The organism is Quadrisphaera sp. DSM 44207, from assembly GCF_900101335.1.
Taxonomy (GTDB): Bacteria; Actinomycetota; Actinomycetes; order Actinomycetales; family Quadrisphaeraceae; genus DSM-44207.
This window is the reverse complement of record NZ_FNKA01000002.1, coordinates 769,570-792,421: the sequence shown is the minus strand read 5'-3', so window position 1 is coordinate 792,421 and position 22,852 is coordinate 769,570. Positions and strand designations below refer to the sequence as shown.

Here is a 22,852-nt window from a genome sequence, read left to right as displayed (position 1 = left end):
ATGATCGACTTCCGGTACCACATCGTCTCGCTGGTCTCGGTGTTCCTCGCCCTCGCCATCGGGGTGGTCCTGGGCGCCGGCCCCCTGCGCGAGAGCATCGGCGCGACGCTGACGGACCAGGTGGACGCGCTGCGCCAGGACACCGAGGACCTGCGCCAGGCGCTCGCCAACCGCGAGGCCGAGGTGGCCGACCGCGAGGCGTTCGTCCAGGCGGTCGCGCCGGCGCTGGTCTCCGGGCGGCTGGCGGGGCGCTCCGCGGTCGTCGTCACCCTGCCGGAGGCGGACGGCGAGCAGGTGGAGGCCGTCACCGAGGCGCTCACCGGCGCGGGCGCCACCGTGACCGGGCAGGTGGGCCTGGAGCCGGCGTGGGTGGACCCCGACCAGGCCGCGTTCCGCTCCAGCCTGGCCGCGCAGCTGGCACCGGCCGGCGAGCCGCAGGACATCGGGCAGGACGCTGGGCAGAACACCGGGCAGGACACCGAGCAGGAGGGCGCCGGGGCCGGTCGGGAGCTGGCCGACCTGCTGGCCGGGGCCCTCGTCGTCCCGCCCGGGCCCGGGCCCGACGGCGGCGCGGCGGCGCCCAGCGCCTCGGTGCTCGAGGCGCTGGCCGGCGGGGAGCTGGTCAGCGTGGAGGGCGAGCTGTCCGGGCGCGCCGACACCGCCGTCGTGGTCGGCGGAGCGCCGGTGGACGACGCCGGACAGGACGCCGCGGACACCGCGGAGGCCGAGGACGCCGAGGACGCCGCCGCGCAGGAGTGGCTGCCCGTGGTCACCGCCCTCGACGCCCGCTCCTCCGGCAGCGTCGTCACCGCCCCGCTCGCGTCCGAGGAGGGCGGCGTGCTCGCCGCGGTGCGCTCCGGGGACGGGATCGACGGCCCGTCGAGCGTGGACTCCCTCGGCACGACGATGGGCCCGGTCACGACCGTCCTGGCGCTGCGCGAGCAGCTGGACGGCGGCAGCGGGCAGTACGGCTCCGGCGACGGCGCCACGGCGGTCGTGCCGCCCCTGCCCGGGGCGGCGGACTCGTGAGGCGCGGGGCGCCGCCCGCTCCGACCGGCTCCGGCGGTGCGGGCGGGGTCCTGGGCGCCGCGGGTGCCGCCGCGGGCGCCGGCGGTGCCGCGTGGGCCCTCCTGCGCCGCCTGCCGCCCGCCTCCGCCCGGCGGTGGGAGCGGACCAACCACGCCGGGCGCCGCGTGACGCTGCTGGAGGGGCCGGCGTACGCCGCCGCCGTGGCCGCGGGCCTGGCCGCCGCCCGCCGCGCGCCCGCGCGCGCCCGCGGCGCCGCCGCGCTCGCCGTCACCGGCGCCGCGGTCCTCGGCGCCGTCGACGACCTGGCGGGCAGCGGCAGCGACCGGGGCCTGCGCGGGCACCTGGGGGCCCTGGCCGCCGGGCGCGTGACCACCGGCTCCGCCAAGGTCGCCGGCATCGGCCTGGCCGGGCTCGCGGCCGCGGCGACCGCGCTGCCGGCCGGCCCCGCACCCGCGGTGCGGGTCCTCGACGTGGTGGTCGCCGGCGGTGTCGTCGCGGGCGGCGCGAACCTGCTGAACCTGCTGGACCTGCGCCCCGGCCGGGCCCTGAAGGCGAGCCTGCTGCCGGCGCCGCTCGCCCTCGCCGGCGGGCCCGCGGCGCCGCTGCTGGCCGTGGCGGCGGGTGCGGGCGCCGCGCTGCTGCCCGCCGACCTGGGCGAGCGCGGCATGCTCGGGGACGCCGGGGCCAACGCCGCCGGTGCGCTGCTGGGCACGGCGCTGGTGGTGGGCACCGCGGGGCGGGCCGGCGGGTCCCGGGTGCGCGCGGGCGCCCTGGCGCTCCTCCTCGCCGCGACCCTGGCCAGCGAGCGGGTCAGCTTCACGCGCGTGATCGAGTCGACGCCCGGGCTGCGCGGGCTCGACCGGCTCGGCCGGCTGCCGCGGTGACCCGGCGCGCCGTGCTCGGCGGGCTCGCCGGCAGCGCCCTGCTGGTGGCCGTGCTGACCCTGCTGGCGCGCGCGGCCGGGTTCGGTCGCGTCCTCGTCTTCGCGCCCGCGGTCGGCAGCACGTGCGTGGGGGAGGCCTACCAGAGCGCCAACCTCGTGCCCAACGTCCTGTTCGAGGTGGTCGCCGGGGGCGCGCTGGCCGGGGCCGTGGTCCCGCTGCTGGCCGGTCCGCTGGCGCGCGGGGACGACGCCGGGCGCGCGGAGGCCGACCGCACCGCCTCGGCGCTGCTGACCTGGACGGTCGCGGCGCTCCTGCCCGTCGCCGTCCTCCTGGCCGCGGCGTCCGGGCCGCTGGCGCGGCTGCTGGCCGGGGACGGGTGCGCGGGGCAGGCGGAGCTGGTGCAGCGGATGCTCGTCGTCTTCGCCCCGCAGGTGGTGCTCTACGGGGTGGGCGTCGTCCTCGTCGGGGTCCTGCAGGCCCGCTCCCGCTTCGCCGCGGCGGCGCTCGCGCCGCTGCTGTCCAGCGCCGTCGTGCTGGTCTCCTACCTCCTCTTCGCGGCGGTCGGCGGGCCCGGCCGCGGACGCGCGGACGCGCTGGCGCCGGCCGCCGAGGCGGTGCTCGCCGGCGGCACCACGCTCGGGGTCGCGGTGCTCACGCTGCCCCTGCTCGTGCCCGCCCGGCGCGCCGGGGCCCGCCTGCGCCCCACCTGGTCCCTGCCGCCCGGGGTGGCCCGCCGCGCCGGGCGCCTGGCCGGCGCGGGCCTCATGGCCCTGCTCGCGCAGCAGGTCTCCGTGATCGCCGTGCTGCTGGCCGCGAACCGGCAGGGCGACGTCGGCGCCATCACCGTCTACACCTACGCCCAGGCCGTCTACCTGCTGCCGTACGCCGTCCTCGCCGTGCCGCTGGCCACGGTCGCCTTCCCGCGGCTGGCCGCGGCCGCGGCCACCGGCGACGCCGCCGGGTACGCGCGCACCGCCGCCACGACGACGCGCGCGGTGGTCCTGGTCTCCCTCGCCGGCGCCGCGGCGCTGGCGGCGACCGCCCGCCCGGTGCAGGCCTTCTTCACCGCCGTCGACGCCGCGACCGGCGCCGTGGGCGCCTCCGCGACCGGCGCCGCGGGCGCCACCACAGACGCCTCCGCGGGCGTCTCGGCCCTGGCGGGGCTGGCCCCGGCGCTGGTCGCGATGGCCCCGGGCGTGCTGGGCCTGGCGCTCGTGGCGCACGCCGGGCGGGCGCTGTACGCCCTGGAGCGGGGGCGCGCGGCGGCCGCGGCGACGGCGGCCGGGTGGCTGGTCGTCGCGCTCGTGGCCGCGGCCGGCGCGGCGCTGGCCGCCGACGGCACCGGGGTGCTCGTGGCCCTCGGGGCGGCCCACGGGATCGGGATGAGCGTGGCCGGCGCCGGCCTGCTCGTGGCGCTCGCGCGCGCGGCCGGTCCCGCGGCCCTGGCCGGGATGCCCCGCACCCTCGGCGTCGCCCTCGCGGCCGCCGCCGCCGGGGGCCTGGCCGGCGCCGCGCTGGGCGCGGCCGCCCTGGACGCCCTGCTGCCCGCGGCGGGCGGCACGGGGCCCGCGGCCGCCGCCGCGGCGGCGGCCGCGGCCGCCGCCGCGGCGGCGGCCGCCGCCGGGGGGATGGCGGTCGTCGTCGCGGTCGCGGACCGCGCCAGCGCGCGGGCCGTGCTGGCCCTGGCGCGCCGCCGCGCCGCGCCGGTGACCGCCCTGCCGCCCTCGGCGCCCGTGCCGTGAGCGCAGCGGAGGACGCACCGGGGAGCGCACCGGGGAGCGGGCGGCTCGGTGGTGCGGGCGCCGAGGGCGATCCCGCGCTGCTCGTCGTGGTCGGGCGCAGCGCCGGGGGCATCGGCGCCCACGTGGCCGACCTGGTCGCCGGCCTGGCCGCGCGCGGGCTGGCGGTGCGGGTGCTGACCGCCGAGGCCACCGCGCGCCGCTTCGACCTCGGCGAGCGGGTCGTGCTCGCGTGGCCGTCGCGAGGGCGCCGGGCGCCCGCGGACCTGGCCCGGGTGCGCCGGGAGCTCGCCGCCAGCGGCGTCGCGCACGCCCACGGGCACCAGGCGGGCCTGCTGGCGGTGCTGCTCGCGCGCACGCTGCCGCGGCGGCGCCGGCCGGCCGTCGTCGTCTCCTGGCACAACGCCGTCCTCGCCCGCGCCCCGCGCCGGTGGCTGCTGGCGCTCGCCGAGGCCGCGCAGGCCCGCGGCGCCGACCTGGTCACCGGCGCCTCCGAGGACCTCGTCGCGCGCGCGGAGGCCCTCGGCGCCCGCGCCCGGCTGGCCCCCGTGGCGTCCCCCGCGGCGGTGCGCCTGGCGGCGGGGCGGCGAGTCGCCGACGCGGGCGGCCGCGCCGCCGCCCGCGCGCAGGCGGCACCGCGGCTGGGGCTCGACGCCGGGCCGGACGCCGGGCCGGACGCCGAGCGCCCCTGGCTGCTCGCGGTCGGGCGGATCGCTCCGCAGAAGGACCTGCCCACCCTGGTGCGCGCCGCCGCGGCCACCCCGGTGCTCGCGCGCGGCGCGTGGGCCGGCCGGCGCCCCCTGTGGCTGCACGTCGGCGGCGGGGACGAGCGGGACGCGGCGGCGCTGCGGCGCCTCGTCGACGCCACGGGGGCGCCCGTGCGCCTGCTCGGGCCGCTGGCGGACCCGGCGCCGCTGCTCGCGCTCGCCGACGCGTTCGTGCTCCCCAGCACCTGGGAGGCCCGCTCGCTGGCGGTGCAGGAGGCTCTGGCCGCGGGGCTGCCCGTCGTGGCCGCCGCGGTCGGCGGCCTGCCGGGCCTGGTGCGCGACGCCGGCGTCCTCGTCCCCCCCGGGCGGCCGGACGCGCTCGCGGCGGCGGTGCGCGCGCTGCTCGAGGACGACGTCCGGCGGGCGCGCCTGGGCGCCCGGGCCGTGGAGGTCTTCGCGACCCTGCCCGCGCCGGAGCAGGTCCTGCAGCGGTGGCTGAGCACCTACGAGGAGCTGGCGCGCGCTCCGCGCGGCGCTGATCGGCACCGCGGAGGCCCCGCTCGCTGGTACCGTGGCAGTCCGTGGTCTCACGGACGCCGGCACGGGCATCAGCACAGCAGCGCGGGTCGTCGGTGACCCGCCACATCTTCGTCACCGGCGGCGTGGCGTCGTCCCTCGGCAAGGGGCTGACGGCCTCCAGCCTCGGGCACCTGCTGCGCGGGCGCGGCCTGCGGGTGTCGATGCAGAAGCTCGACCCCTACCTCAACGTCGACCCCGGCACGATGAACCCCTTCCAGCACGGGGAGGTCTTCGTCACGGACGACGGCGCCGAGACCGACCTCGACATCGGCCACTACGAGCGATTCCTCGACGTCGACCTCGACGCCGCCGCGAACGTGACGACGGGCCAGATCTACTCGGCCGTCATCGCCAAGGAGCGGCGCGGGGAGTACCTCGGGGACACCGTGCAGGTCATCCCGCACATCACCGACGAGATCAAGGAGCGCATGCGCGCCCAGGCGGTGCCCGGGCCCGACGGCGTCCCCGACGTGATCATCACGGAGGTCGGGGGGACGGTCGGCGACATCGAGTCCCTGCCCTTCCTCGAGGCCGCCCGCCAGGTGCGCCAGGAGATCGGGCGCGAGAACGTCTTCTTCGTCCACGTCTCCCTCGTGCCCTACCTCGGCCCGTCCGGGGAGCTGAAGACGAAGCCGACCCAGCACTCGGTGGCGTCCCTGCGCAGCATCGGCATCCAGCCGGACGCGATCGTGGTGCGCTCGGACCGCGAGGTGCCCGAGAGCACCAAGCGCAAGATCGCGCTGATGTGCGACGTCGACGAGGAGGCCGTCGTCAACGCCGTGGACGCGGCGTCGATCTACGACATCCCCAAGGTGCTGCACGGCGAGGGCCTGGACGCCTACGTCGTGCGCCGCCTGGACCTGCCCTTCCGCGACGTCGACTGGACCGAGTGGGACGAGCTGCTGCGCCGCGTGCACCGCCCGATCTCCGTGGTCGAGATCGCGCTCGTGGGCAAGTACGTCGACCTGCCCGACGCGTACCTGTCGGTGACCGAGGCGCTGCGCGCGGGCGGGATCGCCGTCGACGCGAAGGTGCGCCTGCGCTGGGTGGTCTCGGACGCGTGCTCCACCCCCGAGGGCGCGCAGCGGGAGCTGCACGGCGTGGACGCCGTGTGCGTGCCCGGCGGGTTCGGCGTGCGCGGCATCGAGGGCAAGCTCGGCGCGCTGCGCTGGGCGCGGGAGAACCAGGTGCCCGCCCTCGGCCTGTGCCTGGGGCTGCAGTGCATGGTGATCGAGTACGCGCGCAGCGTCCTGGACCTGCACGGGGCGAGCTCCACGGAGTTCGAGCCCGCCACCGAGCACCCCGTCATCGCCACGATGGAGGAGCAGAAGGCGTTCGTCGACGGCGCCGGCGACCTCGGCGGCACCATGCGCCTGGGGCTGTACCCGGCGGACCTGGTGCAGGGGTCCGTGGTCGCCGAGGCGTACGGGCTCCCCCGCACCGAGGAGCGCCACCGCCACCGCTACGAGGTCAACAACGCCTACCGCCAGCGCCTGGAGCAGGCCGGCCTGGTCTTCTCCGGGGTCTCCCCGGACCGCGCGCTGGTGGAGTTCGTGGAGCTGCCCCGCGACGTGCACCCGTACTACGTCGGCACGCAGGCGCACCCGGAGTTCCGCTCCCGCCCGCACCGCGCCCACCCGCTGTTCCGGGGCCTGGTGGCCGCCGCCGTCGAGCGCCAGGCCGGGGAGCGGCTGCTCGAGGTCGCCCCGTGAGCACCCCGCCGCGGGCCGCCGGGGCGCCGGTCGCCCCGCAGGTGCGCGACGAGCTGGCGCCGCTGCCCGTCAGCGCGTCCGAGACCGTCTTCACCGGGCGCATCTGGGACGTCGTGCGCGACACCGTCGAGCTGGATGGCGGCCCCGTGGTGCGCGAGTACCAGCGCCACCCCGGCGCGGTGGGCATCCTCGCCCTCGACGACGAGGAGCGCGTGCTGCTGCTGCACCAGTACCGCCACCCGGTGCGCCACCTGCTGTGGGAGCCCCCGGCGGGGCTGCTGGACGTCGAGGGCGAGCACCCGCACGCCGCGGCGGTGCGCGAGCTCGCCGAGGAGGCCGACCTGCGGGCGGGCACGTGGCACGTGCTGATGGACTGGTTCAACTCCCCGGGCGGCTCCGACGAGGCGTTCCGGCTGTTCCTGGCCCGCGACCTGACGCCCGTGCCGGAGGCCGAGCGGCACGTGCGCGAGCACGAGGAGGCCTCGATGACGGCGGTGTGGGTGCCGCTGGACGAGGCGCGCGACGCGGTGCTGGAGGGCCGCCTGGCCAACCCGACCGCCGTCGCGGGCGTCCTGGCCGCCTGGTCCGCGCGCGCGGCGGGCTGGTCCGGGCTGCGCCCGGTCGACGCGCCGTGGCTCCGGCACCGGGCCTACCGTTGACCCGTGCAGCAGATCCAGAGCCCTGACCACCTGGACGACGGGCCCCTGGGGCGGGCGTCGACCGAGCTGGTGCGCCGGCTCGTGGCCGCGGGCATCGACGGCGTCGGGCCGCTGCCCCCGGCCGCCCGGGCCGCCGCGGCCGCCCGCGCCCGCACGGGCAGCACCGAGGAGGCCGTGGACGCCCTCGTCGCCTCCGCCACGAAGGCGGCCGCGGTCGCCGGGTTCGCCACCGGCGTCGGCGGCTTCGTCACGCTGCCGGTGGCGCTGCCGGCCAACGTCGTCGGCTTCTACGTCGTCGCCGCGCGCACCGCGGCCGGCATCGCCGCGCTGCGCGGCTACGACCTGACCCGCCCGGAGGTGCGCACGGCGGTGCTGGTCTCCCTCGTCGACGCCGACGCCCAGCCGCTGCTCACGCTGCTCGGCCTCGGCACCAGCGCGGGGCTGGCCACGCGGCTGCTGAGCACCCAGCTGTCCGAGCCGGCGCTCATGGTCCTCGACAAGGGCGTCGCCTTCCAGGTCGTCTCCAAGCTCGGCAGCACCGCGCTCAGCCGGCTCGGGCGGGGCCTGCCGCTGGCGGGCGGCCTGGTCGGCGCGGCCTCCGACGCGTGGATGCTGCACCGCACGGCCCTCGCGGCGCGCGCCGACTTCCCGCAGCGGCCGCAGGAGCAGGAGACCGCGCCGTGAGGGCCGGGGGCCGCTGGGGGCGCCGCGGCGCGGCCGCGACGCTGTGGGCGGCGGTGCGCAAGGCCCGCACGCCCGGCTCCCCGAGCACCGGCACGATCCTCCGCACCCTGCCCCGCCTCGCCTCCGCCGTGGTCGCCGGGGAGTACACCGGCCTCAGCCGCTCCCGCCTGGCCCTGATGGGGCTGGCGGGCCTGTACGTGGCCTCCCCGGTGGACCTCGTGCCCTCCGCGGTCCTGCCCGTGATCGGGATGTTCGACGACGCCGTGGTGCTCAGCTGGCTCGCCGGCGCGGTGGTCACCGAGACCGCGGCCTTCCTGGACTGGGAGAGCTCGGGGCGGCCTGCCGGCTCCCCCGGCGCCCGAGCGGGCGACGGAGGAGGGGCCGGCCGCGGCGCCGGCCCGGGAACGGCGGAGCGCGACGGGACCGGCGGCACGGGGACCGGCACGGGCACTGGCACGGGCGGGCGCCGCCGCCCGCCGACCGACCCGGACGTCGTCGTCGGCGAGGTCATCGACTGAACCCCCGGCGCGGCGCGGCTCACCGAGCCGCGCCGCCCCGAGCCGCGCCACCTCCCGCCCACAGGCGCGGGCGGGCACCGCACCGTCCACAAGCGGCCTCGGCGGCCCGCCGCGGGCGCTCCGCGCGGGCCACGGTGGCGGGCATGACGACGACGCTGCGGGTCAGCGACCCGCGTGACCTCATCGCCCTGGCCGCCCACGCCCTCGGGTTCCACCCCCGCGACAGCCTCGTGCTCGTCAGCCTGCGCGGCGAGCGGCACGAGCCCGGCCTCGTCGCCCGCGTCGACCTCGCCGCCCGCCCCGGCGGCCCGCGCGCCGCGACCGGCGCCCTGGCGCAGCGGGTGGCGCGCGACGGGGCCACCGGCGCCGTCCTGTTCGTGCACACCGACCGCACCGGGCCGCCGGGGCGGCCCGAGCACGACGACCTCGTGCGCGCGGTGCGCCGCGACCTGGCCGCCGAGGGCGTGGCGCTCGCGGACGCCTGGCTCGTCGGCGCCGGCCGGCTGCGCTCCTACACCTGCCAGCAGGCGTGCTGCCCTCCGGAGGGCCAGCCCCTGGGGGACGTGGCCGCCACGCTCGTCGGCACCGAGATGGTCTGGCGCGGCAGCTGCGTCCTGGCCGACCAGGAGGAGCACCGGCGCGCCGTGCGGGCCCGCCTCGCCCCGGCCGGTGCCGCCGCCCGGCGCGCTGCGCAGCGCGCCGCCCGGCGTCCCGCCGGCCGCGCCGAGCGGCTGCGGGCGCTCGCGCGGTGGCGCGACCTGCTCGAGGCCACCACCGCGGGGGTGCGCGCCGGTCGCAGCGCCGACGACCTCGCCGCCGACCTGCTGGCCCCGCAGGCGGCCGGGCGCCTGCTCGCGGCGGTGGCCGACGTGCGCCTGCGCGACGCCGTCCTGCTGAGCACCGTCACCGGCGCCGGGTCGGCGCCGGAGCGGCTGGCGGCCGGGGAGGAGGACGCCGGCGAGCTGTCGCAGGCGCTCGACGCCGTCCTGTCCCGGCCCGGCGGGCCCGCACCGGACCCGGACGAGGCCGAGGCGGCCCGCGCGCTGCTGGAGGCGCTGGCGCGGCTGGCCTCCGGGCGGCGGCGCGCCGCGCCGCTCGCGGTGCTCGCGTGGACCTCCTGGTGGCGCGGTGCGGGCTCCGAGGCCGCCGTCCAGGCCGACCTGGCGCTCGAGGTCGACCCCGACTGCGGCCTCGCGCAGCTGGTGGCCGAGGCGGTCGGTCGCGGGGTGCTGCCGCCGTGGCGGGAGCGGGGGAGCGCGGGCGCCCGCCCGGACGGCGGGTCGTCCGCATGCTGAGACGATGTGGAGGCCGCCGCGGGCGCCCGCCTATCCTCCCCGCAGGTCATGAGCGCCAGCGCCAAGCCCCGGCTCGCTGGCCGGCAACCCCCGCCCGCGGTGGGGTGCCCCGGGTGATGACCGGGCCGCGGCACCGACCGGTGCCGCGGCAAGCGCGGGCCCCGCGGGGCCCAGCAGGAGAGGGCCGCCCCATGACTTCCCGACGCTGCCGCTGACGCGGCCGCCGCGACGCGCTGCGAGCACGCCGCCCGCGCCCGCGTCGAGCGGGCGGCGCGCCGTCGCGGACCCCTCCGACGCCCCCGGCGGCCCGGCCGCCCCACCAGCAGGAGAGCGCATGAACGACGGGTGGTCCTTCGAGACCCGCCAGATCCACGCCGGGCAGGTCCCGGACGCCGCCACGGGCGCCCGCGCGCTGCCGATCTACCAGACGACGTCCTACGTCTTCCGCGACAGCGCGCACGCCGCCGACCTGTTCGGCCTGCGCGAGCTCGGCAACATCTACACGCGGCTGATGAACCCCACCACGGACGTGGTGGAGCAGCGCCTCGCCTCCCTGGAGGGCGGGGTCGGTGCGCTGGCCGTCGCGTCCGGGCAGTCGGCGGAGGCGCTGGCCCTGCTCAACGTCGCCGAGGCCGGTGACCACGTCGTCGCCAGCCCCAGCCTGTACGGCGGCACGCACAACCTCCTCCGCCACACCTTCCCCAAGCTGGGCGTGCAGGTCTCGTTCGTGGCGGACCCCGACGACCTCGGCTCCTGGCGGGCCGCGGCCACCCCGCGCACGAAGGCGTTCTTCGGGGAGACCATCTCCAACCCCAAGCAGGACGTCCTCGACCTCGAGGGCGTGGCGGCGGTGGCCCACGAGGTCGGGGTGCCGCTGGTGGTGGACAACACCACCGCCACCCCCTACCTGGTGCGCCCGCTGGAGTGGGGCGCGGACGTCGTCGTGCACTCGGCGACGAAGTACCTCGGCGGGCACGGCACGGCCATCGGGGGCGTCATCGTCGACGGCGGCCGCTTCGACTACGGCGCGGACCCGCAGCGCTTCCCCGGCTTCACCACCCCCGACGCCAGCTACCACGGCCTCGTCTACGCCCGCGACCTCGGCGTCGGCAGCCCGCTCGGGGCGAACCTGTCCTTCGTCCTCAAGGCGCGCGTGCAGCTGCTGCGCGACCTCGGCGCCTCCCTCGCCCCCTTCAACGCCTTCCTCATCGCCCAGGGCCTGGAGACCCTCAGCCTGCGCGTCGAGCGCCACGTCGCCAACGCGCAGCGGGTGGCCGAGTGGCTCGAGCAGCGCCCCGAGGTGCTCTCCGTCTCCTACGCCGGGCTGCCCTCCAGCCCCTGGTACGAGCGGGCGCGCAAGTACGCCCCCCGCGGCGCCGGGGGCGTGCTCGCGTTCGAGGTCGACGGCGGGGCCGAGGCCGGCCGGCGCTTCGTCGAGGCGCTGGTGCTGCACAGCCACGTCGCCAACATCGGCGACGTGCGCAGCCTGGTGATCCACCCGGCGTCCACCACCCACAGCCAGCTGACCGAGGAGGAGCAGCGCGCCGCGGGCGTGACGCCGGGCCTGGTGCGCCTGTCCGTCGGGCTCGAGCACGTCGAGGACCTCCTCGCGGACCTGGAGACCGGGTTCACGGCGGCCAAGGGCGCGTGAGGCAGGCTGTTCCGGTGAGCGCCGCACCGTCCGTCCCGGTGAGCACCGCACCCCCCGTCCCCGCGAGCGCGGCCTGGCGCGAGGGCGACCCGGCCGGCGGCCGCCGCTTCGCCGACGTCGGCGCCCTGGACCTGGAGACGGGCGGGCACCTGCCGGCCGTGCGCGTGGCGTACGAGACCTGGGGCGAGCTGTCCCCGCGCCGCGACAACGCCGTCCTGGTGCTGCACGCCCTCACCGGCGACAGCCACGTCACCGGCCCGGCCGGGCCGGGCCACCCCACCGCGGGCTGGTGGAGCGAGCTCGTCGGCCCCGGCCGGGCCCTGGACACCGACCGCTGGTTCGTCGTGGCGCCCAACGTGCTCGGGGGCTGCCAGGGCACGACCGGGCCGGCCTCGCCCGCGCCCGACGGCCGGCCGTGGGGCAGCCGCTTCCCGTACCTGACGGTGCGCGACCAGGTGGCCGCCGAGGCCCGGCTGGCCGACGCGCTCGGCGTCGACGCGTGGGCCGCCGTCGTCGGCGGGTCCATGGGCGGCATGCGGGCGGTGGAGTGGGCGGTCACCCACCCCTCCCGGGTGCAGCGGCTGCTGGCCGTGGCGACCACCGCGCGCGCGACGGCCGACCAGATCGCCTGGTGCGCCCCGCAGCTGGCGGCCATCCGCGCGGACCCGGGCTGGCGCGGCGGCGACTACCACGACGCGCCGCCGGGGCGGGGCCCGCACACCGGGCTCGGCATCGCCCGGCGCATCGCGCACACCACCTACCGCTCGGCCGCCGAGCTCGACGCCCGCTTCGGCCGCGCCCCGCAGCCGGGGGAGGAGCCCCTGGGCGGCGGCGGGCGCTTCGCGGTGGAGTCCTACCTCGACCACCACGCCGAGAAGCTGGTCCGCCGCTTCGACGCCGGCTCCTACGTCGTGCTCACCGAGTCCATGGACTCCCACGACGTCGGCCGCGGCCGCGGCGGCGTCGCGGCGGCCCTCTCCCGCGTGCGCGCCGCCACCCGCGTCGTCGCCGTCGACACCGACCGCCTCTACCCCGTGCACCTGTCGGAGGAGATCGCCACCGGCGTCCCGGGCGCGCCGCCGCTGGACCTCGTCAGCTCGGCGTACGGCCACGACGGCTTCCTCATCGAGGTCGCGGCGCTGCAGAAGGTCACCGAGGAGCTGCTGGCCCTGGAGCCGGGCTCGCGCTGAGGGAGGCCACCGCCGCGCGCAGCCGCGGCCACGACGCGGCCAGGCCCGGGTGCAGCGGCAGCGCGGGCGCCTCCTCCAGCCCCACCCAGCGCACCTCGTCGCTCTCGGCGTTCGCCGCGTGCGGGTGCACCGGGCGCTCGGCCCGGGCCAGGACGACGGTGTAGGCCCAGTCGCCGTGGTCGGTGGCGACCACCTCGGCCAGCACCCGCACCGCCCGCGGGTCGACGCCGGTCTCCTCCCACGACTCGCGCAGCGCCGCCTCCGCGGCGCCCTCGTGGCTGTCGGCGGCCCCTCCGGGCAGGCCCCACGTGCCGCCGGCGTCGGTCCACCCCGCCCGCAGCTGCAGCAGCGCCTGCCACCCGTGCGCCGACGACCCGTGCGCCGGCGACTCCGACGCCCGCTCGCCGCGCGGCCGGACCTGCCGCAGCAGCATCAGCCCCGCCGCGCCGTGCAGGCCCCAGTGCCGGTGCCCGCAGCGGCAGGTCGTCCAGCCGTTCCCGTCCCCGCTCGCCACGCCTCGCACGCTACGCGGCGGGTGCGGCGCGGGCGGGTGCGGCCCGGCCCGTTCCGGTACCGTCCACAGCCACCCGGGACGGCCGGGCGGGCGCCCAGCGGCCCCGCGGCCGAGGACAGGAGCTGCGCCATGGCGATCGTGGTGGGGTACGTGGCCACGGACGAGGGCCGCGCCGCGCTCGCCCGCGCCCTGGACGAGGCGCGGCTGCGCGGTGCGCGCCTGCTCGTCGTCGACAGCAGCCGCAGCCCCGCCCGCACCGGCAGCCGCGAGCCCGAGCGCGCCGAGGCCGACCGGGCGGAGCTGGCGCAGCGGCTGGCGGCCTCCGGCGTCGCGCACGAGCTGCACCCGCGCTCCGGGCCGGACCCGGCCGACGACATCATCGGCGTGGCCGCCGAGCACGACGCCGAGCTCATCGTCATCGGGCTGCGCCGGCGCACCCCCGTCGGCAAGCTCATCCTCGGCTCCAACGCCCAGCGGATCCTGCTCGAGGCGCCCTGCCCGGTGCTCGCCGTCAAGGCCGAGCCGGCCCCGTAGCGCCCCGCCCGCACCCGCCCGCCGTCCGCTCCGGCGTCGCCCGCGCGGGGCTGCCGGCGCGTGCCGCCACCCCCGGCGTGGCACAATGGCTTGACCAGGTCCTTGGGGACCCATGCCCAAGACGGTCCGTGCATCGGGAAGGACCTCCAGGTTCGCGGCGTTGTCCTTTCCGGGACGACGACCGCTGGGGGCCACCGCAGCGGGTCGGCCCACCTGTTCGCCAGTCGACGGAAGGCAGTCCGTGTCGTCGGTCTCCACCCCCTCCCTGCCGCCCGAGTTCAGCCACCCGAGCCTGCAGGACCTGCTGCGCCAGGGCAGCGCCACCGGGTCCGTGGCCGCCGCCTCGCTGCGGTCGGCCTGCGAGGACGCCCAGGTGCCGATGAAGCGCATGAAGGCCGTGCTGCGCGCGCTGGAGGCCGCTGACGTCGCCGTCGTCGTGGAGGAGCCCGCCCAGCCCGCGCGCCCCGCCCGCGTCTCCGCGGCCGCCAGCCGCCGGGCGTCGTCCACCACCGTCGCCGCGCGCACCACCGCCACGCTGGAGCAGGACGGCGCCGCGACCGGCGGCGATCCCGCAGCCCCCGCCCCGCGCCGTCCCTCGGGGAAGGCCACCACCGGCACCACCACCAAGCCCGCGAGCCGGTCCGCGGCGAAGAAGACCGCCGGGGCGCCCGCCACGGGCCCCGCCGCGGGCGCCGCGGGCGCCGGTGCCGCCGCGCCCGCCGCCGAGGGTCCGGGCGCGGGCGAGGTGGAGGACGTCGACCTGGAGGAGAGCCCGGAGGACATCCAGGCGCTCGTCGGCGACGACGCCGAGGCCGAGGCCGCCATCGCGCAGGCCGACGGCGACCAGGAGGTCGCCGTGGACGTCGCGACCGACGTCGCCGACGAGCCCGAGGCCGCCGCCGGGCGGCCGGAGGAGTCCGGCTTCGTCGTCTCCGACGCGGACGACGACGACGCCCCGGCGCAGCAGGTGGCCACGGCCGGCGCGACCGCCGACCCGGTCAAGGACTACCTGAAGCAGATCGGCAAGGTCGCGCTGCTGAACGCCGAGCAGGAGGTCGAGCTCGCCGAGCGGATCGAGGCCGGCCTGTTCGCGGAGGAGAAGCTGGCCTCCGGGCAGGCCCTGGACCCGGCGTACGCCCGCGAGCTGCAGTGGATCGCCCACGACGGGCGCCGTGCGAAGAACCACCTGCTCGAGGCGAACCTGCGCCTGGTCGTCTCCCTGGCCAAGCGCTACACCGGGCGCGGCATGCTCTTCCTGGACCTGATCCAGGAGGGCAACCTCGGCCTGATCCGCGCGGTGGAGAAGTTCGACTACACCAAGGGCTACAAGTTCTCCACCTACGCCACGTGGTGGATCCGCCAGGCGATCACCCGGGCGATGGCCGACCAGGCCCGCACCATCCGCATCCCGGTGCACATGGTCGAGGTCATCAACAAGCTCGCCCGCGTGCAGCGCCAGATGCTCCAGGACCTGGGCCGCGAGCCCACCCCGGAGGAGCTGGCCAAGGAGCTGGACATGACCCCCGAGAAGGTGGTCGAGGTCCAGAAGTACGGGCGCGAGCCGATCTCGCTGCACACCCCGCTCGGCGAGGACGGCGACAGCGAGTTCGGCGACCTGATCGAGGACTCCGAGGCCGTCGTCCCCGCGGACGCCGTCAGCTTCACCCTCCTGCAGGAGCAGCTGCACTCGGTCCTCGACACCCTCTCCGAGCGCGAGGCCGGCGTGGTCAGCATGCGCTTCGGCCTGACCGACGGGCAGCCGAAGACCCTCGACGAGATCGGCAAGGTCTACGGCGTCACGCGCGAGCGGATCCGCCAGATCGAGTCCAAGACGATGTCCAAGCTGCGCCACCCCTCGCGCTCGCAGGTGCTGCGCGACTACCTGGACTGACAGCGCCGGACCGACAGCGCCGGACCGACAGCGCCGGACCGAGAGGGCCGGGACCCGCGGTGCGGGTCCCGGCCCTCTCGCGCGGCGGCTAGCCTCCTGCGGTGCCCACCGGTCCCCGCACGGCGCTCGGGCGCTCGCCGCGGCGCCCGGTGCACGGGCCGCGCACGCCCGCGCGCTTCCTGGTCCTCGCCTACTGCACGGTGATCGCCGCGGGCACCGCGGTGCTGGCGACGCCGCTCGCGCAGGCCGGCGCGGGGGAGAGCGACCTGCTGGCGGCCTTCTTCACGGCGGCGTCGGCGGGCACCGTCACCGGCCTGACCGTGGTGGACACGCCGTCGTTCTGGACCCCGCTGGGCCACGTGGCGATCCTCGTGCTCGTCCAGATCGGCGGGCTGGGCATCATGAGCTCCGCGTCGCTGCTGGGCCTGCTCACCCTGCGCCGCTTCGGGCTGCGCACGTGGCTGACGGCCACGGCCGAGACCCGCAGCATCGACCTCGGCGACGTGCGCACCGTCGTCGGGCGCGTCGCGGCCATCAGCTTCGCCGTCGAGGGCGCCATCGCGGTGGTCCTGGCGGTGCGCCTGGCGCGGGCGTACGACATGGATCCGCTGCGCGCGCTGTGGCACGGCGTCTTCCACGGCGTCTCGGCGTTCAACAACGCCGGCTTCGCCCTCTACAGCGACAGCCTGGCCCGCTTCGGCACCGACCCGTGGGTCCTCGTGCCGGTCGCGGTCGGCGTGCTGCTCGGGGGCTTCGGGTTCCCGGTGCTGTTCGAGCTCAGCCGGGAGCTGCGCCGTCCCCGCGCGTGGAGCCTGAACACGGTGCTGGTGCTGTGGGGCACGGCCGTGCTCGTCCCCGCCGGGTGGGTGCTCATCACGGCGCTGGAGTGGACGAACCCGCAGACCTTCGGCCCGTACTCGACGGGGCGCACCATCGGCACGGGCGCCTTCGAGGCGCTGATGCCGCGCTCGGCCGGCTTCAGCACCGTCGACTGGGCCGACGTCAGCCCCGCGACCCTGCTCGTCGGCGACGTGCTCATGTTCATCGGCGCGGGCTCCGGCGGCACCGGCGGCGGGATCAAGATCACCACCTTCGCCGTGCTGTTCTTCGTCATCTACGCCGAGGCGCGCGGGGAGTCCGCCGTCAACGCCTTCGGGCGCCGCCTGCCGCGCTCCGTGCACCGCCAGGCCATCAGCGTGGCGCTGCTGGCCATCGGGGCGGTGATCAGCGCCACCCTGGCGATGATCGTGCTCTCGGAGGCCTCGATGGAGCGGGCCCTGTTCGAGGTGATCTCCGCGGCCACGACCACGGGGCTGTCGACGGGGCTGAGCGCCGAGGCCCCGGTGCCCGCGCAGCTGCTGCTGGCCGTCGTCATGCTGCTCGGGCGCATCGGCCCCATCACCGTCGCCACGGCGCTGGCGCTGCGGCGCCGCACCCGCCTGTACGAGCTGCCCGAGGAGAGGCCGGTCATTGGCTAGGTACCCGCTCGGTCCCGGGCGGCGCGTCCCGCGCAGCGCCCACCGCCTCGCCGAGGCCGACTCCGTGGTCGTCATCGGCCTGGGCCGCTTCGGCCGCTCCCTGGCCCTGCAGCTGGTCGACTCCGGCGCGGAGGTGCTCGGCATCGACGAGGACGAGGACCTCGTGCAGTCCCTGCACGGGCAGCTCACCCACGTGGTGCGCGCCGACTCCACCCGCGAGGAGGCGCTGCAGCAGCTGGCGGTGCAGGACTTCGACCGCGCCGTGGTCGGCATCGGCAACGACGTGGAGGCCAGCATCCTCACCGCGTCGCTGCTCATGGAGTTCGGCGTCCCGCAGGTGTGGGCCAAGGCCACCAGCGAGGCGCACGGGCGGATCCTGCACCAGATCGGCGTGCACCACGTCGTGCACCCGGAGAGCGAGATGGGCAGGCGCGTCGCGCACCTGGTGCGCGGGTCGATGCTCGACTACGTCGAGGTCGGGCAGGGCTTCGCCATGGTGACCACGTCACCGCCCGCGGAGATCGTCGGCCGGCCGCTGGGGCAGACCGGGCTGCGCCAGCGGCACGGCGTCACGGTGGTCGCCGTGCGCCACGCCGGCGACGGGTGGACCCACGCCGGCACGGACACCGTCCTGGCGCCCGCCGACACGATCATCGTCGCGGGCCCCGTGCGCGACGCCGAGCGCTTCAGCCTGCTGCGGCGCCCCTGAGCGCGCCCAGCGGCGCGACGACGGCGCCGGACTCCTCGCACACCCAGTGCGGGTCCTCCCCGAGGTCCGGCGCGACGTGCAGCACGTGGGCGCCCTCCTGCCCGCACACGCGCGCGGCGCCGGTCACGGACGGGCACAGCGGCCAGCGCACGCCGAGGTCCTCGACGAGGACCTCCTGGACGTCCTGGGCGAGCTGGCCCGCCACGTAGCGCGCGCCGTCCGGCCACTCGCGCACCCACCACGCGCGCGCGGCGGCGGCGTCCTCCACGGCGCTGACGGCCGCGGCGGTGTCCAGGCCGCGCGCCCCGAGGTCGTGGACGAGCAGCGCGCGCGCCGCCAGGAGCGCGGCCTGCCCGGCGGGCGGCACGCTCACGAGCGCCACACCCCCCACAGCCAGGTGCCCGCGGCCGCCAGCGCGGCGGCCAGCTCCACCCCCACCTGGATCGCGATCGCGCGCAGCGCCAGCCACGTGCTGCGCCAGGAGCGCGCACCGGGGCCCAGGCGGGCGACCTCCCCCAGGTACAGGCCGACCACGCCGCCGAGCAGGAGGCCGAGGACGGGGACGACGAAGAAGCCCACGAGCGCCCCCAGCGCGGCCGCGAGCAGGGAGCGGCGGGGCACGCCGGCCGCCACGAGGCTGCGCCCGGCGAGCAGGTAGGACAGGACCTGGCCGGCGGCCAGGAGCACGAGGACGACGCCGAGGACCACCCAGGCGGTGACCGACCGCTCGGCGAGGGCCCACACGAGCACGCCGAGCGCGATCAGGGCGCTGCCCGGCAGGACGGGCACCACGACGCCCACGAGCCCCACGGCGACGAGGGCGCCGGCCAGGAGCGTTCCTGCGCTCATGCCGGCGCCCTCGTCGAGCGTCTGGTCAGGTCCAGCGGCCGGGGGCGGCCCGGGGGCTCAGCGCTCCCCGTCGGCGGCCACGGCCGGGGTCCCGGCGAGCCGCTGGGACTCGTCCTGGATCTCGGCGGCCACCTCCCGCAGCTTGGCCGCGTGCTCGCGGCCGTGGTGCGCGCAGAAGAGCAGCTCGCCGCCCGAGGGCAGCAGCACGCGGACGTAGGCCTGAGCGCCGCAGCGGTCACACCGCTCCGCGGCGGTCAGCTGAGGAGTCGCGAGAACAGCGGTCACGTCGCCCCTTCCGGAGTGCGATCGGGTGCGCTCGGCACCCGGGTGATGAGCACCAGTCGGCGTTCACCGGTTCCAACATCCAACCACCGGAGGCCGCTTCCCGGGGGGAGGTGGGCCGCGGTTCGCCGTCCGCGTAACCCGACCGGCTGCTCCCGGCCACCCGGACGGCGCCGCGGCCGCGGACCGGGCGAGTCCACCGCGGTTGTCGGACCCGCTGGTTACGCTGCGGAGCGTGTCTGTGGACAACCCGGTGGACAGCGACTACACCGCCCGCCACCTCTCGGTCCTGGAGGGGCTGGAGGCCGTCCGCAAGCGCCCCGGCATGTACATCGGCTCCACCGACTCCCGCGGCCTCATGCACTGCCTGTGGGAGATCATCGACAACAGCGTCGACGAGGCGCTGGCCGGCCACTGCACGCGCATCGACGTGGTGCTGCACGCCGACGGCTCGGTGCAGGTGCGCGACGACGGCCGCGGCGTGCCCGTCGACGTCGAGCCGCGCACGGGCCTGAGCGGCGTCGAGGTCGTCTTCACCAAGCTGCACGCCGGCGGCAAGTTCGGCGGCGGCTCCTACACCGCCTCCGGCGGCCTGCACGGCGTCGGCGCCAGCGTCGTCAACGCCCTGTCGGCGCGCCTGGACGTCGAGGTCGACCGCGGCGGGCGCACGCACGCGATGAGCTTCCGCCGCGGCGAGCCCGGCCTGTTCGACGGCCCGGCCAGCGCCGGCCCGGGCGCCCCCTTCACGCCCTTCACCGACCACTCCGAGCTGCGGGTGGTCGGCAAGGTGCGGCGCGGGGTCACCGGCACCCGGGTGCGCTACTGGTCGGACCCGATGGTCTTCCTGCGCGAGGCCGCCTTCAGCTACGACGAGCTGGTCACCCGCGCCCGCCAGACCTCCTTCCTCGTGCCGGGGCTGACCCTGCGGGTGCGCGACGAGCGCGGGCTGCCCGGCACCCCGGCCGAGCACGGCCCCCACGAGGAGGTCTTCCGCCACGACGGCGGCATCGCCGAGTTCGTCGAGCACCTGGCCACCGACCCCGCCGTGACCGACACCTGGCGCCTGGGCGGCTCCGGGCACTTCCGCGAGACCGTGCCCGTCCTCGACGAGCGCGGGCACATGGTCACCCGCGAGGTCGAGCGCGAGTGCGTCGTCGACGTCGCCCTGCGCTGGGGCACCGGCTACGACACCGAGCTGCGCAGCTTCGTCAACATCATCGCCACGCCCAAGGGCGGCACCCACGTGTCGGGGATGGAGCAGGCCCTGCTGCGCACCGTGCGCAAGGCGGTGGAGGCCAACGCCCGCCGGTTGAAGGTCTCCGCCAAGGAGGAGCGGCCGGAGAAGGACGACGTGACGGCCGGCCTGACGGCCGTGCTCACGGTGCGCCTGGCCGAGCCGCAGTTCGAGGGCCAGACGAAGGAGGTCCTCGGCACCGCCGCCGTGCGCGGCATCGTGGCCCGGGTGGTCGAGAAGGAGCTCACCGCGCTCCTCAACAGCCCGGCCAAGGGCACGAAGAACCAGGTCTCGACCCTCCTGGACAAGGTGGTCGCCGAGACCCGCGCCCGGGTGACGGCCCGCCAGCACAAGGAGACCCAGCGGCGCAAGAACGCCCTGGAGACCTCCTCCCTGCCCGCCAAGCTGGCGGACTGCCGCAGCACCGACGTGGAGCGCTCGGAGCTGTTCATCGTCGAGGGCGACTCCGCGCTGGGCACCGCCAAGCTGGCCCGCTCCAGCGACCACCAGGCGCTGCTGCCGATCCGCGGCAAGATCCTCAACGTCCAGAAGGCCTCGGTCGGCGACATGCTGCGCAACGCCGAGTGCGCCTCCATCATCCAGGTCGTCGGCGCCGGCTCCGGGCGCAGCTTCGACCTCGACGCCGCCCGCTACGGCAAGGTCATCTTCATGGCGGACGCCGACGTGGACGGCGCGCACATCCGCACCCTGCTGCTGACGCTGTTCTTCCGGTACATGCGCCCGCTGGTCGAGGCCGGGCGGGTGTACGCCGCGGTGCCGCCGCTGCACCGCGTGGAGGTCGTGCACGGGGGCCGCAAGGCCAACGAGCTCGTCTACACCTACTCCGAGGCGGAGCTGACGGCGCTGCTGGCGCGCCTGTCCGCCTCGGGCAAGCGCTGGAAGGACAGCATCCAGCGCTACAAGGGCCTGGGGGAGATGGACGCCGACCAGCTGGCGACGACCACCATGGACCCGCGCCACCGCACGCTGCGCCGGGTCAACATCCGCGACGCGGAGGCGGCGGAGAAGGTCTTCGAGCTGCTCATGGGCAACGACGTGGCACCGCGCAAGGACTTCATCGTCGACGGCGCCGCGGCGCTGGACGCCGACCGCATCGACGTCTGAGCCCCGCCACCCGCCCTCCTGAGCGCCCCGGACCCGTCAGCGCGGACCCCGGACCCGGATCCGCGCTGACGGATCCGGCGCCCGGGTCTGGCAGAGCGAGCGCGCGGTGGGCACAGTGGCCCCAGCGCCGGCGCACGTCGTGCCGCGCCCGTCCGCGAGGAGGTGCGCCGTGGCCACCACGACCAGCGGCAGCGAGTCGGTCGGCGAGGTCGAGACCCCGCTCCGGCGGGTCCTGGGCCCCCGCCTGCTGCTCCTGTTCATCATCGGCGACGTGCTCGGCACCGGCATCTACGCCCTCACCGGCCAGGTGGCGGGGCTCGTCGGGGGCGCGGTGTGGATCGCCTTCGCCTGCGCCTTCGCCGTCGCGCTGCTGACCGCCGCCAGCTACCTGGAGCTGGTCACCAAGTACCCCCGCGCGGCCGGGGCGGCGCTGTACTGCCACAAGGCGTTCGGGATCCACTTCCTCACGTTCCTCGTCACCTTCACGGTGATGAGCTCGGGCATCACCTCCGCGTCCACCGCGTCGCGGGCCTTCGGCACCAACGCGCTGACGTTCTTCGGCGTCGACGCGCCCGGCGCGGGCGTGGTCACGACCGTCGCGCTGGTGTTCATCGCGGCCGTGGCGCTGGTCAACCTGCGCGGGGTGGGGGAGAGCGTCAGGGCCAACACGGTGCTGACGCTGATCGAGCTGTCCGGCCTGCTCATCGTCGTCGTCCTGGGGGCCTGGGCCCTGCTCGGCGGCGAGGGCGACCTCGGCCGCGCCGCCTCCATCGACCTGCCGCAGGGCCAGTCGGCGCTCGCGGCGATCACCGCCGCGACGGCGCTGGCCTTCTTCGCGCTCGTGGGCTTCGAGGACTCGGTGAACATGGCCGAAGAGACCCACGAGCCGGTGCGCACCTTCCCCAGGGTCATGGTGCTGGCGCTGGCGATCGCCGGTGTGATCTACATCCTCGTCGGGATCGTCGCGGTGGCCCTCGTGCCGGCGGACGCGCTCTCGCAGACCACGACCCCGCTGCTGGACGCCGTCGAGATCGCCGCCCCCGGCTTCCCGATCATCGTCTTCGCCGCCATCAGCTGTTTCGCGGTCGCCAACTCGGCGCTGCTCAACATGCTCATGGCGTCCCGGCTCCTGTACGGCATGGCCCGCGAGGACGTCGTCCCGCGCTGGCTCGGGCCCGTGCTGCCGAACCGCCGCACGCCGTGGATGGCGGTGCTGTTCACCACGGCGCTGTCGATCGTGCTCATCACGATCGTCAGCGCGAACGCCGAGTCGACGGCCGTCGCCGCGCTGGGCAGCACGACCTCCTTCCTCCTGCTCGTGGTCTTCTCGATCGTGCACGTCGCCGTCCTGGTGCTGCGGCGCGACCCGGTCGAGCACGAGCACTTCCGGGCACCGACCCCCGTGCCGTTCCTCGGCGTCGCGCTGTGCGCCTATCTGGTCTTCTTCGCCGACCGGGACGCCGTGGTGTACCGGATCGCCGCCGCGATGATCGGGCTCGGCGTGCTGCTGTGGGCGCTGACGTGGGTCGGCAACCGCGCCCTGCGCGGGCGCCGCACGCTCGTGCGCGACCCCAGCCGGCTGCGCTGAG

21 protein-coding genes and 1 riboswitch are annotated in these 22,852 nt (G+C 77.2%); of the genes, 17 read left to right on the top strand and 4 right to left on the bottom strand.

Annotated features, from left to right (window positions below; all coding sequences use genetic code 11):
- The 11 genes from BLS82_RS09865 (at nt 1) to BLS82_RS09815 (ending at nt 12,647) form a co-directional block, all read left to right on the top strand.
- Nucleotides 1-1,029 carry a copper transporter gene (locus tag BLS82_RS09865; RefSeq protein WP_092864612.1) on the top strand — a complete coding sequence of 343 codons (1,029 nt, stop codon included), beginning with the start codon at nt 1-3 and terminating at the stop codon, nt 1,027-1,029.
- Nucleotides 1,026-1,913 carry a hypothetical protein gene (locus BLS82_RS09860; RefSeq protein WP_218123767.1) on the top strand — a complete coding sequence of 296 codons (888 nt, stop codon included), beginning with the start codon at nt 1,026-1,028 and terminating at the stop codon, nt 1,911-1,913. Before BLS82_RS09865 ends, BLS82_RS09860 begins: the two co-directional genes overlap by 4 nt.
- The gene (locus tag BLS82_RS09855; RefSeq protein WP_218123766.1) at nt 1,910-3,655 is read left to right on the top strand and encodes a lipid II flippase MurJ; all 1,746 of its coding nucleotides are present in this window, start codon (nt 1,910-1,912) and stop codon (nt 3,653-3,655) included. The genes BLS82_RS09860 and BLS82_RS09855 overlap by 4 nt, the downstream gene beginning before the upstream one ends.
- The gene (locus tag BLS82_RS16615) at nt 3,652-4,995 is read left to right on the top strand and encodes a glycosyltransferase family 4 protein (protein ID WP_218123765.1); all 1,344 of its coding nucleotides are present in this window, start codon (nt 3,652-3,654) and stop codon (nt 4,993-4,995) included. Before BLS82_RS09855 ends, BLS82_RS16615 begins: the two co-directional genes overlap by 4 nt.
- Nucleotides 4,992-6,650, top strand: a complete 1,659-nt coding sequence (locus tag BLS82_RS09845) for a CTP synthase (RefSeq protein WP_176819020.1) — start codon at nt 4,992-4,994, stop codon at nt 6,648-6,650. The genes BLS82_RS16615 and BLS82_RS09845 overlap by 4 nt, the downstream gene beginning before the upstream one ends.
- Nucleotides 6,647-7,309, top strand: a complete 663-nt coding sequence (locus BLS82_RS09840; protein WP_092864606.1) for an NUDIX domain-containing protein — start codon at nt 6,647-6,649, stop codon at nt 7,307-7,309. Before BLS82_RS09845 ends, BLS82_RS09840 begins: the two co-directional genes overlap by 4 nt.
- Before the next feature lie 3 nt (nt 7,310-7,312).
- Nucleotides 7,313-7,993: an EcsC family protein gene (locus tag BLS82_RS09835; RefSeq protein WP_092864603.1), complete on the top strand. Its 681-nt coding sequence runs from the start codon at nt 7,313-7,315 to the stop codon at nt 7,991-7,993.
- On the top strand, nt 7,990-8,511 hold the full coding sequence (locus BLS82_RS09830; protein ID WP_218123764.1) for a YkvA family protein: 522 nt from the start codon (nt 7,990-7,992) through the stop codon (nt 8,509-8,511). The genes BLS82_RS09835 and BLS82_RS09830 overlap by 4 nt, the downstream gene beginning before the upstream one ends.
- 143 nt (nt 8,512-8,654) lie before the next feature.
- Entirely contained in the window at nt 8,655-9,806 is a 1,152-nt protein-coding gene (locus tag BLS82_RS09825) for a DUF4192 domain-containing protein (RefSeq protein WP_092864600.1), read from the top strand.
- Between the two features lie 44 nt (nt 9,807-9,850).
- Nucleotides 9,851-9,967, top strand: a riboswitch (SAM riboswitch).
- Nucleotides 9,968-10,140: 173 nt separating this feature from the next.
- On the top strand, nt 10,141-11,457 hold the full coding sequence (locus tag BLS82_RS09820) for a bifunctional o-acetylhomoserine/o-acetylserine sulfhydrylase (protein ID WP_092864597.1): 1,317 nt from the start codon (nt 10,141-10,143) through the stop codon (nt 11,455-11,457).
- A gap of 38 nt (nt 11,458-11,495) precedes the next feature.
- Nucleotides 11,496-12,647, top strand: coding sequence for a homoserine O-acetyltransferase MetX (locus BLS82_RS09815; protein WP_218123763.1), 1,152 nt, complete (start codon nt 11,496-11,498; stop codon nt 12,645-12,647).
- On the opposite strand, the gene BLS82_RS09810 is transcribed toward BLS82_RS09815, so the two are convergent.
- Nucleotides 12,607-13,161, bottom strand: coding sequence for an NUDIX domain-containing protein (locus BLS82_RS09810; RefSeq protein ID WP_218123762.1), 555 nt, complete (start codon nt 13,159-13,161; stop codon nt 12,607-12,609). The genes BLS82_RS09815 and BLS82_RS09810 overlap by 41 nt on opposite strands.
- A 129-nt stretch (nt 13,162-13,290) precedes the next feature.
- On the opposite strand from BLS82_RS09810, the gene BLS82_RS09805 reads away from it, so the two are divergent.
- From BLS82_RS09805 to BLS82_RS09790, 4 genes are all read left to right on the top strand, one after another.
- Complete coding sequence (locus tag BLS82_RS09805; RefSeq protein ID WP_092864591.1) at nt 13,291-13,695, top strand: universal stress protein; 405 nt, start codon at nt 13,291-13,293, stop codon at nt 13,693-13,695.
- Between the two features lie 241 nt (nt 13,696-13,936).
- Nucleotides 13,937-15,586, top strand: coding sequence for an RNA polymerase sigma factor (locus tag BLS82_RS09800; protein WP_304442014.1), 1,650 nt, complete (start codon nt 13,937-13,939; stop codon nt 15,584-15,586).
- A gap of 101 nt (nt 15,587-15,687) precedes the next feature.
- Nucleotides 15,688-17,064 carry a TrkH family potassium uptake protein gene (locus tag BLS82_RS09795; RefSeq protein WP_218123761.1) on the top strand — a complete coding sequence of 459 codons (1,377 nt, stop codon included), beginning with the start codon at nt 15,688-15,690 and terminating at the stop codon, nt 17,062-17,064.
- Entirely contained in the window at nt 17,057-17,773 is a 717-nt protein-coding gene (locus BLS82_RS09790; RefSeq protein WP_218123760.1) for a potassium channel family protein, read from the top strand. Before BLS82_RS09795 ends, BLS82_RS09790 begins: the two co-directional genes overlap by 8 nt.
- Here the strand turns inward: BLS82_RS09790 and BLS82_RS09785 are convergent.
- From BLS82_RS09785 to BLS82_RS09775, 3 genes are read right to left on the bottom strand one after another with little or no spacing between them, the layout of a single operon-like run.
- On the bottom strand, nt 17,751-18,146 hold the full coding sequence (locus BLS82_RS09785; RefSeq protein ID WP_092865261.1) for a hypothetical protein: 396 nt from the start codon (nt 18,144-18,146) through the stop codon (nt 17,751-17,753). The two genes, BLS82_RS09790 and BLS82_RS09785, sit on opposite strands and share 23 nt — an antisense overlap.
- A complete protein-coding gene (locus tag BLS82_RS09780; protein WP_092864586.1) occupies nt 18,143-18,622 on the bottom strand; it encodes a DUF456 family protein in 480 nt (159 codons plus the stop codon). The genes BLS82_RS09785 and BLS82_RS09780 overlap by 4 nt, the downstream gene beginning before the upstream one ends.
- Before the next feature lie 57 nt (nt 18,623-18,679).
- Entirely contained in the window at nt 18,680-18,907 is a 228-nt protein-coding gene (locus BLS82_RS09775; RefSeq protein WP_092864583.1) for a DUF7455 domain-containing protein, read from the bottom strand.
- A 232-nt stretch (nt 18,908-19,139) separates the two neighbouring features.
- Here BLS82_RS09775 and BLS82_RS09770 point away from each other — a divergent pair, with 232 nt between their 5' ends.
- Together BLS82_RS09770 and BLS82_RS09765 are read left to right on the top strand one after the other, a co-directional pair.
- A complete protein-coding gene (locus tag BLS82_RS09770; RefSeq protein ID WP_092864580.1) occupies nt 19,140-21,263 on the top strand; it encodes a DNA gyrase/topoisomerase IV subunit B in 2,124 nt (707 codons plus the stop codon).
- A gap of 169 nt (nt 21,264-21,432) precedes the next feature.
- Nucleotides 21,433-22,851 carry an APC family permease gene (locus tag BLS82_RS09765; RefSeq protein WP_218123759.1) on the top strand — a complete coding sequence of 473 codons (1,419 nt, stop codon included), beginning with the start codon at nt 21,433-21,435 and terminating at the stop codon, nt 22,849-22,851.
- Nucleotide 22,852: the final 1 nt, after the last annotated feature.

Excerpts from the sequence above, each read along its gene's own strand:
- BLS82_RS09865 (WP_092864612.1), top strand. The coding sequence starts at position 1 with ATGATCGACTTCCGGTACCACATCGTCTCGCTGGTCTCGGTGTTCCTC.
- BLS82_RS09825 (WP_092864600.1), top strand. The coding sequence starts at position 8,655 with ATGACGACGACGCTGCGGGTCAGCGACCCGCGTGACCTCATCGCCCTG.
- BLS82_RS09820 (WP_092864597.1), top strand. The coding sequence starts at position 10,141 with ATGAACGACGGGTGGTCCTTCGAGACCCGCCAGATCCACGCCGGGCAG.
- BLS82_RS09805 (WP_092864591.1), top strand. The coding sequence starts at position 13,291 with ATGGCGATCGTGGTGGGGTACGTGGCCACGGACGAGGGCCGCGCCGCG.
- BLS82_RS09780 (WP_092864586.1), bottom strand. The coding sequence starts at position 18,622 with ATGAGCGCAGGAACGCTCCTGGCCGGCGCCCTCGTCGCCGTGGGGCTC.